10 protein-coding genes and 1 pseudogene are annotated in these 13,325 nt (G+C 53.1%); 5 read left to right on the top strand and 6 right to left on the bottom strand.

Features of this window, described 5'->3' with window-relative positions; translation table 11 throughout:
* Window positions 1–18: 18 nt before the first annotated feature.
* Together ybaK and HRQ63_RS08005 are read right to left on the bottom strand one after the other, a co-directional pair.
* The gene (gene ybaK, locus HRQ63_RS08010) at window positions 19–501 is read right to left on the bottom strand and encodes a Cys-tRNA(Pro) deacylase (RefSeq protein ID WP_172241663.1); all 483 of its coding nucleotides are present in this window, start codon (window positions 499–501) and stop codon (window positions 19–21) included.
* Window positions 502–543: 42 nt separating this feature from the next.
* Entirely contained in the window at window positions 544–864 is a 321-nt protein-coding gene (locus HRQ63_RS08005; RefSeq protein WP_172241660.1) for a hypothetical protein, read from the bottom strand.
* 210 nt (window positions 865–1,074) lie between these two features.
* On the opposite strand from HRQ63_RS08005, the gene htpG reads away from it, so the two are divergent.
* The 3 genes from htpG (at window position 1,075) to HRQ63_RS07990 (ending at window position 7,776) form a co-directional block, all read left to right on the top strand.
* Window positions 1,075–2,955, top strand: a complete 1,881-nt coding sequence (htpG, locus tag HRQ63_RS08000) for a molecular chaperone HtpG (RefSeq protein WP_172241657.1) — start codon at window positions 1,075–1,077, stop codon at window positions 2,953–2,955.
* Window positions 2,956–3,522: 567 nt separating this feature from the next.
* Window positions 3,523–4,098: a DUF6097 family protein gene (locus HRQ63_RS07995; protein ID WP_172241654.1), complete on the top strand. Its 576-nt coding sequence runs from the start codon at window positions 3,523–3,525 to the stop codon at window positions 4,096–4,098.
* A 201-nt stretch (window positions 4,099–4,299) separates the two neighbouring features.
* Complete coding sequence (locus tag HRQ63_RS07990) at window positions 4,300–7,776, top strand: DEAD/DEAH box helicase (RefSeq protein ID WP_172241651.1); 3,477 nt, start codon at window positions 4,300–4,302, stop codon at window positions 7,774–7,776.
* Between the two features lie 104 nt (window positions 7,777–7,880).
* On the opposite strand, the gene HRQ63_RS07985 is transcribed toward HRQ63_RS07990, so the two are convergent.
* From HRQ63_RS07985 to HRQ63_RS07975, 4 genes and pseudogenes are all read right to left on the bottom strand, one after another.
* A complete protein-coding gene (locus HRQ63_RS07985) occupies window positions 7,881–9,593 on the bottom strand; it encodes a methyl-accepting chemotaxis protein (protein WP_172241648.1) in 1,713 nt (570 codons plus the stop codon).
* 335 nt (window positions 9,594–9,928) lie between these two features.
* Window positions 9,929–10,060, bottom strand: a complete 132-nt coding sequence (locus HRQ63_RS26160) for a hypothetical protein (RefSeq protein WP_268239509.1) — start codon at window positions 10,058–10,060, stop codon at window positions 9,929–9,931.
* Window positions 10,061–10,119: 59 nt separating this feature from the next.
* Window positions 10,120–10,380 (bottom strand): annotated as a pseudogene (locus HRQ63_RS25870) (aldo/keto reductase); the annotation flags it as partial.
* 121 nt (window positions 10,381–10,501) lie between these two features.
* Window positions 10,502–11,503 (bottom strand): Gfo/Idh/MocA family protein, encoded by a 1,002-nt coding sequence (locus tag HRQ63_RS07975; protein ID WP_172241642.1) that lies wholly within the window; start codon window positions 11,501–11,503, stop codon window positions 10,502–10,504.
* 134 nt (window positions 11,504–11,637) lie between these two features.
* Here HRQ63_RS07975 and HRQ63_RS07970 point away from each other — a divergent pair, with 134 nt between their 5' ends.
* Both HRQ63_RS07970 and HRQ63_RS07965 read left to right on the top strand, forming a co-directional pair.
* Window positions 11,638–12,282: a hypothetical protein gene (locus tag HRQ63_RS07970; protein WP_172241639.1), complete on the top strand. Its 645-nt coding sequence runs from the start codon at window positions 11,638–11,640 to the stop codon at window positions 12,280–12,282.
* Window positions 12,283–12,457: 175 nt separating this feature from the next.
* Window positions 12,458–13,309, top strand: coding sequence for a MurR/RpiR family transcriptional regulator (locus HRQ63_RS07965; protein ID WP_172241636.1), 852 nt, complete (start codon window positions 12,458–12,460; stop codon window positions 13,307–13,309).
* The last annotated feature ends 16 nt before the right edge of the window (window positions 13,310–13,325 follow it).

Genomic DNA, 13,325 nt, shown 5'->3' with positions numbered 1-13,325 from the left:
GGATGGCAAGATGCAATCTTACTTGATCAGATCCGCAAACGAGGCCTGAGCCGCTTCGGCCAGACCGCGAGGAGCAAGCTTCATTTGAAGCCCGATCTTGCCCGCGCTGACTGCCATGTGCTCCAAGGCCTCGCCGCCGGCATGTATGAACGTCGGGAAATGCTTTTTCATGCCGATCGGCGAACAGCCTCCGCGCACATAGCCTGTCCATTTTTGCAGTTCTTTGAGCGGAAGCATTTCGATCTTTTTTTCGCCTGCGGTACGGGCCGCTTTTTTCAAATCCAACTCTTCGCCGACCGGAATCACGAAAACGAAGCCGTTCGGGCCCGAATGCGCGACCAGCGTTTTGAAGACCGTTTCCGGCGAGAGTCCGACCTTTTCCGCGACGGCCGTGCCGTGAATCTGTCCGTCTTCGTTATCGTAGCTGAACACCTCGTACGCAATTCCCAGATCGTCGAGTTTGCGCATGGCGTTTGTTTTGCTTGCTTTGGGTGCTGACATAAAAAGACCTCCTGATTAAGCCGTTTTTAAATTAAACCAAGATTATCCATGCTGTTCGTGCTTTTTCCACATCATAAAATTATAAGCAAAAAAAGTAACATAAATGACCGTGAAAAGCACAGCAAAAGCGATAAAGGTTCTCGAATCGCGAATATCGGCCGTGTAAAAGAAACCAGCTACGAAAAGCAATGCGAAAGGCAAGGTTATCAGGTCTCTTAGCATTCTTCTTCGGTAGCTTAACTTGTAGTAAACGAATTGAAAGCCTTTATCGGTTTTATGCTTTCCTTTATTGGAAAACAGCAAAACGATGCTTACACCAATTAACACGGAGAGAAAAACGATAACGATCGAAAAATCGGCCATGATTCTCCTCCTTTTTCTGTCATGCAATGTATCTTTAGTTTAACATATTTTTTTGGTACAAACTTCCTCTGCTTCAATAAGCGGATTTGTTCGAACAGGGCCTTTTCTTGACATGAAAATGGAAGAATGCTATAAAAGAAATTGGATTAGCACTCCGCGATAAAGAGTGCTAACAATATGAGTCTCAACCAATCGGAGGGAAAATTACGCATGGAAAAGAAGCAGTTCCAGGCCGAATCCAAACGCCTGCTCGAAATGATGATCAACTCGATCTACACGCAAAAAGAAATCTTTCTGCGCGAACTGATCTCCAACTCGAGCGATGCCATCGACAAGATCTATTATCGGGCACTGACCGACGACAATCTCACTTTCAACCCTGAAAATTATTACATTAAATTATCCGTGGACAAAGAAAACCGCAAGCTCACGCTGACCGACACCGGCATCGGCATGACGCGCGAAGACTTGGAGAACAACCTCGGCGTCATCGCCAAAAGCGGATCGCTTGCTTTTAAAAAGGAAAACGAAGCGAAGGACGGCCATGATATCATCGGGCAGTTCGGCGTAGGCTTCTATTCGGCGTTCATGGTCGCGGATCATGTATCGGTGACAAGCCGCGCGCTGGGCGAAGACCAAGCGTACAAATGGGAATCGGACGGCGCCGACGGGTACACGATCGAGCCTGCCGAGAAAGCCGAAGTCGGTACGGAAATCGTATTGACGATCAAGGACAACACGGAAGACGAGAGCTACGACGAGTTCCTGGAAGACTACCGCCTGCGCTCCATCGTCAAGAAATACTCCGACTTTATCCGTTATCCGATCAAAATGGATTCGACCGTTCGCGTACCGAAAGAAGACGCGGAAGGCGAGTTCGACGAGAAAACGCAAGAAGAACAAGTCAACAGCATGGTGCCGATCTGGCGCAAAAACAAAAGCGAGCTGACCGAAGCGGATTACGAGAACTTCTATGCCGAAAAGCATTACGGATTCGACAAGCCTCTCTCGCACGTGCATATCAACGCCGACGGCGCCGTCGTGTACCGCTCGATCCTGTTTATTCCGGAAACGCCGCCGTTCGATTTCTACTCCCGCGAGTACGAAAAAGGGCTGGAGCTGTACGCCAACGGCGTGCTGATCATGAACAAATGCGCGGATCTGCTGCCGGACTACTTCAGCTTCGTCAAAGGCATGGTCGATTCCGAAAGCTTGTCGCTGAATATCTCCCGCGAGATGCTGCAGCACGACCGCCAGCTCAAGCTGATCGCCAAAAACATCGAAAGCAAGATCAAAAGCCAACTCAAATCGCTGCAAAAAGACGACCGCGAGAAGTACGACAAGTTCTTCGAAGCGTTCGGTCGTCAACTGAAATACGGCGTATACAGCGACTACGGCACGCATAAGGACGCGCTGAAAGACCTGCTCATGTTCTACTCTTCGACGGAGAAAAAGCTGGTTACGCTGGACGAGTACGTTTCCCGCATGCCGGAAGAACAGAAATACATTTACTACGCCGCCGGAGCTTCGCATTCGCGGATCGAGAAGCTGCCGCAGACCGAGATGGTCGCGGACAAAGGCTACGAGATTCTGTACTTCACCGACGATATCGACGAATTCGCCGTGAAGGTGCTGCTGAGCTACAAAGAAAAGGAATTCCGTTCCGTTTCTTCGGGCGATCTCGGGATCGAAGAAAGCGAAGAAGAGAAGCAGGATGAAGCGGAAGCCGCAGGCGACAAAGAACTGTTCGATTACATGACCGAGCGTCTGGCCGGAAAAGTATCGAACGTGCGCGCGTCCAAGCGTCTGCGTTCGCATCCGGTGTGCCTGAGCAGCGACGGCGAGGTATCGATCGAGATGGAGAAGATCCTGAGCATGATGCCGGACAATCCGAACGTCAAAGCCGACAAAGTGCTGGAAGTGAACGTGAACCATGACGTCTTCGCTTCGCTGAAAGCTTCGATGGACAGCGACAAGTCCAAGCTGGATTTGTACACGGACCTGCTGTACAACCAAGCGCTGTTGATCGAAGGACTGCCGATCGAAGATCCGGTGGAGTTCACGAACATGATGTGCAAGGTAATGGTGTAAAGATTAGAAAAGATTGAGCGGCTGCCGGGGGAGGTTCTTAGCGTACGCTTTCGATGTGTCTTTCTTCGAAAGACTTTAGGTCGCGTGTTGTCTTCGGGAAGCCGGAATTGGATTTAAGTAGAAGCTTCCCGAAGACAAAGTCGAACGCTTCGCTCCTGCACGAACTCCCCCTCTGCCGCTCTATCTTTTCTTGGTAGGTAGGGAAAAGGAAAAGAGATAAGACATAAAAGCGATGATATATGAAGCTTGGAACTGTCAGAGTTCCGGGCTTCTTTTTTATTGGGCGGCTTGCCTTTGCAGTGGGGAAGGGGAGAAGAAGGACGGGGGCAGCAGAAAACAACTTCAGTGTCCCGGGTTTCGGGGCGGCGGAGTCCCGGGGTGAGAGAGCAAGTCGGGAAGAGAAAGATATTTTTTATAAAAAGCCCCAGGCGTAAGGCCTTGGATTCGGCAGAAATGAGCTCATACTGGGACAAAAGCCTATCGGACGCTGGTGGCTTTTTTTATGTACGGAAACCTCCTATACTGGAAGCAACTGAGAAAAGACTTGAAGAACAGGAGGAAATCCGTATGAGTCTGATGAGGCAGGCGGTGCTGGGGCCGCGAGAATCCCGGGTGACCGGTTCGCATTTGTCGGCGGCGCAGCGATTGATCGATTATTATTTGCTGCCGGTGGAAAAGGAGTCTTGGAGCTTCAGCAAGCAGATGATTCATCTGGAGCGCTATGCCGGTGAAGTAGGGTTCGAACGTGCGGCGGGAAGGTTACGGATTGCCGATTATGCGCTTAACGGGTTATCCCTGCTGATCTTGGTCGGCATGTTGGGAACGGCAGGACTTGATCTGGTCTGGCCCTCGCTAGGGTTGCGCGAGTCGATCCTCGGAGGAGTTGCGTCCAATCTGGAAGCGGTGCTTTTGGCGGTAGCGGCGCTGCTTATGCTGACGATTGGTTTGATGGGGGTTCGTCGTTCACTTGGAAAAGAACTCGAAGAACGTCTGGTTGAATTGTGGCAGCGCGTGCTTGAGGTTGTCAATCCGGCATTGGATATGCCTTCGGATTCGCCTTATGCTTTATCCGAAGCTTTGAACGAATGGATGAGCCGTCAGGCTGTGCGGGATGAAGAAGCCAATCCGGACGCTCTTTTTTAAACTACATAGAATGTAAAAAGGTTGAGTCCCGTCTTTTCAAGGGCATCGATTTTGAAGCGAAAACGGCTTGCGTACGGGAATTTCTCGTTCTGAGCCGTTTTTTTGTCGTGTTCGGCAAGCTTCGCGACATGCGAACACGATGCAAACACTTCGGGCTTCTGGTAAACTGGGACTCAGACTACACGCAATGGAGGACGTGCATTGAGAGAACGAACGGCGGAGAGGGAATGGAATGAACGGATGATCAAGTCGTTGTGCGGAGCAGGCGCCTACCGGAAAGGGGAGACGTTGTTTCGCGCAGGCAAAGCGGAAGTGCGGCGGCTTACGGAGGAAGGCTCGGGGGCCTATGAAGCTTTCGTGCGCGACGGCGATATGCTTCGTCTGACGCTGCGCTTCGGAAGCGATGACGGGATAGCGGCGCAGTGCGAATGTTCGGCCGGGTTTGCTTTCGAGCGCTGCTGCAAGCATACGGCGGCGGCTTTGTTGCAGCTTCTTCATTTGCGAAGAGAAGGATTGTTGAGTCATGAGGGTGGAGATCAGTTGACGCTTAATAGAGCAGAAGATGCGCAGAGCGCAGAGACTCTGCATGCATATGATGGGGACGGCGATGAGCTGCAAAGCTTTGCGGAAGACGTGCAAGACGAGCCAGGACGCTTTGAAGCTGATGCAGCGGAAGGGGAAAGAGGACGTTCGGACGGGGAGACCGTCTTGAAGAAAGAAGAACGGGCAGAGAACCGGTTGGTAGGTCGAGTGATGGATTTGTTCCGCCAGCAGCCGCGCGCATTGGCCGGATCGCGTTCGATCTTCGAGTCGCGACAAGAGTTAAAAGCGGAATTTTGGATTGCTCCTTATCCGCATGGACCGCGGCGGGGATTACTTGGTGTAGAATTGCGAGTCGGGCTAGACCGAACATACGCCGTATCGGATATCCGCGAATTTTTAACCCGATTCGAACGCGGGGAACGTTATTCTTTCTCCCGTCATTTTACCTACGATCCTGCGGATCACTGCTTCGGGATTCGGGATGATGCCGTGCTGCTGAGATTGGCGGAGATTCGTCGAAGCGAGAAAATGCAGCGGGCTTCGGCAGGTGCATTGTATACGGGAGAAATCGGAGATCCCCCTTCGCTGCCTTTGCCGCCGCATGCTTGGGAAGGATTGGTGAGCTTATTGGGAGCGGCACCCAAAGCGGCGATTCGGGCTCAAGGGCGTACGCATTCGGGAATCAACGTCTCGAAGGAATTGTTGCCGCTTCGTTTCGAGTTTGATCGCGGACAAGCGGGCTCGCTGCGTATGCGTGCGCGCGGCATGGATGAGACGACCGTGCTTGAATCGTACGGACTGACGCTCAACGCCGGAATCTTTTACCGTATCGGTTCGGCGGAGGCGCGTCGTTTAGCTGAATTGAAGCAGATTCTGGCGGCGGGTACAGAGTCGGGCGATAACGGTCTTGACGGGGATACGGTGGATATTCCCGAGCCGCACATTCGTGCGTTTATGGAACGTGTCGTACCGGGACTGATGAAGCTGGGCGATGTGTTTTTTGCAGGCGGCGTATCGGATCAGGTGGTGCAGATTCCGCTGTCTGCACGCGTTTACCTGGACCGGGTGCATGATCGATTGTTGGCCGGATTGGAGTTTCAATACGGAGATATCGTCATCAATCCGTTGGAGCGCGGAGGAGAACGGCGGGGAGAAAGCCGGATTCTTGTGCGGGAAGGCGGCAAGGAACTGCAAATTTTGGAGTTGATGGAGCAGGCTGGCTTTATTCGTACAGAGGCCGGTTATTATATGCAGGACGAAGAACGGGAATTTGCTTTCCTGCACGGGATCGTTCCGCATTTGGAAAAAATAGCGAAGGTGTACGCTACGACCTCAGTCAAGGAACGCGTGATTCGGGCCAGTCCGCCGCCGAAAATCTCGGCTGCGCTGGACGGACGATCCAACTGGCTGGAGTTTCATTTTGCCATCGAAGGAATCCCGGAAGCCGAAATTCGTTCTGCCGTCGAGGCATTGCTGGATAAAAGAAAGTATTATCGTTTGCGCAGCGGTGCGCTGCTTCCGCTGGAGACGCAGGCTTTTCGAACGCTGACTGAATTCCTGAACGGGCATCGCCCTTTTTTGTCGGAGGAAGACGCGGCGTCGTTCCGTCTACCCGTGGCAGAAGGACTGCATTTGCTGCAAGAGCATGCAGAAGGTTCGGATGGCTTAATGCGGCCTGATCGAGCCTTACGCCGATTGTTGGATAGTCTTCGAAGTCCGGATCTGCTGAATTTCCCTGTGCCGGAATCTCTGGCTCCAGTGCTTCGCGATTACCAACAAACAGGCTATCGCTGGTTGAAGACGCTGGCCCATTATCGTCTGGGCGGCGTGCTTGCCGACGATATGGGATTGGGAAAAACGGTTCAAAGCATCGCCTACCTGCTGTCCGTACTGCCGGAGATCCGAGAAAACGGCCGGCCTGCGCTTATCGTGGCTCCCGCATCGCTGTTGTACAATTGGCGCAGCGAGTTGGAGCGCTTTGCACCGCAGCTTCGCGCCTTGATCGCGGATGGGAGTAAAGCTGAACGGGAATCGCTGCTGTCTCCTGAGCATACGGCAGAGGCAGATGTGCTGATCGTCTCTTATCCGCTATTGCGCCGGGATCTGCCGCATTACGAAAGCATGGAGTTTCACACGCTCGTGCTTGATGAGGCTCAGGCAATCAAAAATGCGGATACGCAGACGGCAAGGGCCGTTAAGTCGTTGCGAGCCGGATTCCGCTTTGCTTTGACCGGCACGCCGATCGAGAACTCGCTCGACGAGCTTCGATCCATATTCGATGCCGTGCTGCCAGGTCTGTATCCCAACCGCCGAAAATTCGCAGAGTTGACGCGCGAGACCGTGGCTAAACGGGCCAGACCGTTTCTGCTGCGTCGATTGAAGGTCGATGTGCTCGGCGAGCTGCCGGAGAAGATTGAATCCGTGCGCGTAACGGAACTGCTGCCGGAGCAGAAGCGGCTTTACGCAGGTCAGCTTGCCAAGCTCAGATACGAAACATTGAAGCATTTGGATAACAGCGAAGAACTGGGACGCAGTCGTATCCGTTTCTTGGCCGGTTTGACCCGGCTTCGCCAAATTTGCTGCCATCCTGCACTATTCGTGGAAGGATACGAAGGACGTTCGGCCAAGTTCGAGCAGCTGCTGGAGACGTTGGAGGAATGCCGCCGCGCAGGGCGCCGCGTGCTGGTGTTTTCGCAGTTTACGGAGATGCTCGGCCTGATCGGACGCGAATTGGGGGTTCGGGAGATGCCGTTCTTTTATCTGGACGGTCATACGCCGCCGAGAGAACGACTGGACCTATGCGAACAATTTAATGGAGGTCAAAAAGATATTTTCCTGATTTCGCTCAAGGCAGGCGGAACCGGACTGAACCTGACCGGAGCCGATACCGTCATCTTGTATGATCTGTGGTGGAATCCCGCCGTCGAGCGCCAGGCCGAAGACCGCGCGCACCGAATGGGCCAGACCCGAGTGGTTCAGGTTATCCGGCTAGTGGCACGCGGAACGGTAGAAGAGAAAATGCATGAACTCCAACAGAAAAAAATGACCCTGATCGACGATGTGATTCGCCCTGGCGAAGACAGCCTAACGTCGTTGACGGATCGCGATTTGTTAGAGTTGTTGGGACCGGAATAAGCATTGTGCGAAATCGACATCCTCAAGAGAAAAAGGAAGACGTCCCCGAAGGGATATCTTCCTTTTTTGCGTATCGATGTTTGTTTTGCCGCTTGCGTCTTCGATTAAACTTTGAAGCGTTCGATCGATGTTTGCAGGTCCTGCGCGAGTTTGCTGAGATAAGCGGCGGAACCTGTCACTTCCTGCACGGAAGCGAGTTGTTCTTCCGTTGCCGCGGCTACGCTTTGCGTCATGTCTTTGGCGCTGCCCGCGATAGCCGCGGACGATTCGACCGTCGCCAATACCTGTTCGGAGCTGGCGGACATTTCTTCCGTCACCGCGGATACTTCGTGCAGCTGCACGGATAGATTGCGCGAGCTGTGCATGATGCCGTCGAAAACGCGGGACACGTCGTTCATGACGACGCGGCCGTTTTCGGCTTGCGCGCGGCTGAGTTCCATGCTGCGGAACGCGTTCTGCGTCTCGCTTTGAATCTGATGGATCAGGCCCGATACGTTCGCCGAAGATTCCTGCGTTTGCTCGGCCAATTTTTTCACTTCGGCAGCCACGACGGCGAATCCGCGTCCTTCTTCGCCTGCGCGCGCCGCTTCGATCGCGGCGTTCAGCGACAACAGGCTGGTCTGGTCGGCGATCGCTTTGATCGTATCGGTAATGTCGCCGATGCTGGCGGATTTTTCGTTCAACGAAGTCACGACTTCGGACAGGCTGCCGATCGAACGGTGAATCTGTTCCATTTCCCGGATCGCTTCTTCCAGTTTGCGATGGCCTTCCGTTACATTGGCTTCCGAATCTTGAGAATCCGCCGCGAGTTCGCTCGCCGATTCGGCGATCCGCTGGATGCCGACGTTCATTTCTTCCATCGTCCGGTTCATCTCGGTCGTGCCGCGGGCCTGGGATTCCGTGCCTTCGCTGATCTCCTGCACCTGCGTGGAAATATGTTCCGTCGCTTGCGCGCTTTGCTCGGAGCTGGCAAGCAGCTGTTCCGAACTCGCAGCCAGCGTGACGGCATTTTCGGAAATTTTCTTGACCAGTGCAGACAGCGAATCGACCATCGTATTGTAGGAAGAAGTCAGCGCGCCGGTTTCGTCTTTGGCAGCGTTCGTGCCTCTCGACGTAAAATCGCCTTCGGCCGCCGATTGCATCAGGTTTTGCAGATCGCGGATCGGACGGGTAATGGAACGGATGATCAGCATCGACAGCAAAGCCAGCAAAATGACCGCGGCAATGACGCTTGCCGAACTGACTACTTTAGAGATCTGGCCGGCCTGTTCGTTTTGTTCGCTGCTTTTTTTAGCCGCGTCTTCGGCCAGTTGGGCCAATTGAACGTACAATTCTTCGGTTTTGTTTTTTAAGGGTTCCATTTCCTCTACGTAAAGCCGATAAGCTTCGACATTATCGTTTTGTTTGGCTGCGGCGACGACTTTGTCTTCGGTCGCGCGCAAATTTTTTCGGTTGCTGATGATCTCTGCATAAACGGCTTTTTCTTCCTCGCTTAGGTTGAAATCCGCATAAGCGGTCAGGATGGACGAGTTTGCGGCGAAAGTTTCTTCGAAATGAGCGGTAAGCGCTTCGTTTTTCGCGGCGTCTTTCGTGATCATCAACTGCAAAATATCGTTCATGATCCGGTTGAAATTGGTCATGACCTGATTGATCGATTTGACTTTCACCAGACTGTCCTCGTACATGGAACGCGAATTCGCGGCCATTTGATTCACGTAAACGAAGCTGACCGTTCCGATCAGCAAAATAAAAGCAATCGCCGTCGCGTTTAAGATCAATAATTTGGAACGAAGTTTGAGATTTTGAAATCCTTTCATTTTGTTCACTCCCCATCGCATGAAATAAGTATTTTTCGTCAACTGTCGCTTTAAGGCGTAAGTTATCGTCTTATGTCAGTTTTATCGGCGATTTTCGACAAAAAGTTAGGAAGCGAAGTAGGAAAAACTTCTTATCTTTGACGCGGGAAAGCGACCGTTTTTCGACTAAATCGCTTTCGAACAAAAGAAGACGCCGGATGCGCCTTTCGAAAAGAAATCGGCAACAGTCGGGCTTAAGACACGCTGCGGACGAGTCCGACGTCCGCCCGCATAGCCAAGCCGTCGACGGCCGACGAAAAAGGACTTGTCAGGCAAGTCACGAAGTGGACGGTTTCTCAGGGAAGGATTAAGAGGTGAATGACGGAAGTCGGGCGGATTTCCAGCATGAATTTATTCTCCGCTTCTTTCCGACTCAACCTCTGGAGGGAGTACAGCGTCTCCAGCATCTTCTCCACGCCTTCGCTCATCGCGATTCCTCTTTGAACGAAAAAGGGAATGCCGGCCGCGAAGCGCGGGCAAGTGCCGTTTCGGCATCCGCTATCGGGTCTTCCGGATGAAGAATCCGGAAATTGCTTACGCCGATCGCTTTGACGCGGCCCGACCGCTGCAAATGTTTCAACGCGTTCCGAGCCTGTTTGTACTTGCCCGTCACCGGCCGTCGTTTCGTCGTAACCCAGATCGTTATTCCAGACTTTGGAGGTGATGAACAACGCTTCACGCTTTTGACGGTTTCGACCAGTTCTTGTCCTTCTTCCGCTTTGAATACCCCTAGGCCGAGCAGGGATATTAGTTAAAAGTCACGAAAGGCAGGGCGAAAACCGAAAATGTCGGCGTGAAAAGCCGGAGCGGCGATGCCGCCTTTTTTGACTAACGTAAAATGGATATGATCCTCAACATTTTGCTTGGCGTTACATGCTCCGAGACACCGTATCCGCCGCAAACGCGATGCCCGCTTCGCGGCGCGCTTTCGTCGCGATGTCCATCACGAGCACGGAATGCCGCAGCATGTCCATGCTTTTTTCCCATTCCCGGTTCCGGTACATCCGAGCGAAGGCGCGGAACTCGTTCGACATATGATTGTCCGGAACTTCGAACGTAAACGTTTCTTCGCGTTCGCGAGTCTTCAACGTGATCGAGCTGCACATATTCGGCGGGCCGTCCACGCGGATGCTGCCGTTCTCGCCTTGAAGCAGCGTGAAGCAGTCGCCGTCGGAGTCTTTGCCTGCCAGGCAGGCGGCTGCAAACCCGTCGTAGGCCAGCGTCAGCACGCCGGACGTGTCGATGCCGTTCGGACCGAGATTCCCGATATAGCGGGCATCGTTCGGGCGACCGAACAAGCCGAGCGTGAAATGCAGATTGTAAATGTTCAGATCATACAGCGCGCCTCCGGCCAGTGCCGGGTCGAACGCGGGCAGCACTTTGCCTTCCAGGTAGTCGCCGTAGCGGCTGGAGCGTTTGGAGAAATTGCTTTGCACCAAACGAATACGGCCGATCTCCGGCAGCAGTTCGCGGACTTTGAGGTAATCCGGCGAATACGGCGTCACGACAGCTTCGAACAGGTAAAGCTTTTTCGACTCCGCCAGTTCCAGCAATTCCTGCGCTTCTTCGACGGTCGACGTGAACGGTTTTTCCACCAAAAGATGCTTGCCCGCCTCCAGCGCGCGTTTCGCGTAATCATAATGCAGGCTGTTGACGATCCCGATATAAATAAATTCGACGTCCGGATCTTGGAGCATCCTATCGTAGTCGGTGTGCACGGTATCGATATGATAGCGTTCGGCCAGTTCATGCCCGGTCTGCTCGCTGCGCTCCCGTACACAGATCGCCGTCACTTTTGTCCCTTCGATTGCTGCCAACGCATCCAATGCCACGCGCACGATCATGCCGCTTCCCGCGATTCCGATCTTCATCTGTCATTCCTCTTTTCAAATTAATTTTGCGAAAAGTGTAATACGTCCATGCACACCCCCGTCTAATGCATCACAAGGAACGGGACGCTTTGATTTCCCCGTTTCCCAAACCCCATTCAGAGGAGTGTTCAATCATGAAACGTACATCCAACCAACCATTCCGTAAAATCGCCGCGTTGACCTTTGCTTTTTCTTTGGCCGTCCCGTTTGCCGCTTCCGATAATGCCCTGCTGTCCAATGAGGCGCATGCGGCAGGCACGACCTCATCAATTGCGGCTGCAAGCTCCGCATCCGCCACGAGCAGCGTGCGCCCGGCGACCCAATCGTTCGCGCTGATGGTCAAAGGCGAATACGTCAACCGAACGGCCTATCTCAAGCAAGGCAACGGTTACTCGCTGTACGTGGCAAACGGCTATACGTTCAGCAAGGCGAAAAACAAGATCCATCTGACCCAATACCCGTCGTACAATGCGCAAATCGAGAAACTTCCGGCTAACTTCAATCTGCAAAAGGTGAGCAAGCAGGGCAGAGCCGAGCTGAAAAAGTACGGTCAAGTCCGCAGCTATAAAGGCGATCAATTATTCGAAAGTCCGATGTCTTCCGCCCGACTGCTGTTGCAGGCGAGCGATACGAAGGGCAACCTGCATAACTACGTCATCTGGACCTCGAAAAAAGGCGATTCGTACCTGTTCCGGATCAATGCGCCGACAAGCGAATTCGCCGGAACGTTTATCGAGATCATTTCGAATTCGTTGACCAGCATTTTGGCCGACAAGTAAGATCGAAGCCAAAGGTCTGACGTCTTCATTATATGCTCTCCCCGTCTGTTGCGGCCTGATCCGGCGGACATTATAATTGAGGTACAAGAAAGCGGGCAGAACGTTCGCGGATACGTACTTTAAGTACGCCAGAGTCTTTGAAGTTCGGAGTCGGCACGGGAAAAGAGGGAGTTCATTGCTGCTTGAAAAATTGCGCCGCGGCGAAGGGTTCTCCGAGGCGGAACGGGAGATTGCCGGTTATGTGCTGGAGCGTCGGGAGCAGGTGCTCGGCATGACGATCGGACAATTGGCGTCGGCGGCTTACGCGTCCAATCCGACGATCGTACGGTTGTGCCGCAAGCTCGGCGTCAGCGGATTTCGCGAATTCAAGATCGTGCTGGCTTCGGAGCTTGAACGGTCGGCCGGGATAGAAGACGTAGATGCCAACGTGCCTTTCGGTTTGAAAGAAAGCGCGGAGACCATTGCCGGACGCATCGCTGATTTGACGCAGGCGACCGTTCGGGAAGGTTCGCAGCTATTGCAGGGACCGGATCTGGATGCTGCGGCTGCTCTGTTGGATTCGGCCAAGCAGGTCTATCTGTTCGCAACAGGCGACTCGATGGTGCGGGCGCTCAGTTTTCAGGGGAAGCTGCTGAAGGTCAATCGCCTTGTGCATGTGACCCATCTGATGCAAGAGCAGGGCTATTATGCTTATAATGCCGGAATTGAAGACTGCGCGGTGTTTATTACGTATCACGGTCAGCAATCGGGATACGCAGAATACGCGGCTACGATGAAGCAGAATGGAGTCAAGCTGATCGCGATTACCGCCAACAGCGAGGGGACGCTGGCTGATCTGTGCGATCTGGTGCTTCCTTTGCCGCTCAGTGAAGATCCGATAAGCAAGATCGCGACCTTTTCCTCCCAGATTGCGATTGATTATGTGTTGAACGTCTTGTATTCGTGTATGTTCAATTTGCGCTACGAAAGCAATTTCGAGATGAAGCAGTCCGGTCAGACTTATGTCGAACGAATGAATGGACTGTGAGCAACACGGTGAAGAA

It is taken from the genome of Saccharibacillus endophyticus (genome assembly GCF_013185185.1).
Lineage (GTDB): Bacteria > Bacillota > Bacilli > Paenibacillales > Paenibacillaceae > Saccharibacillus > Saccharibacillus endophyticus.
This window is presented reverse-complemented; position numbering and strand designations above follow the sequence as displayed.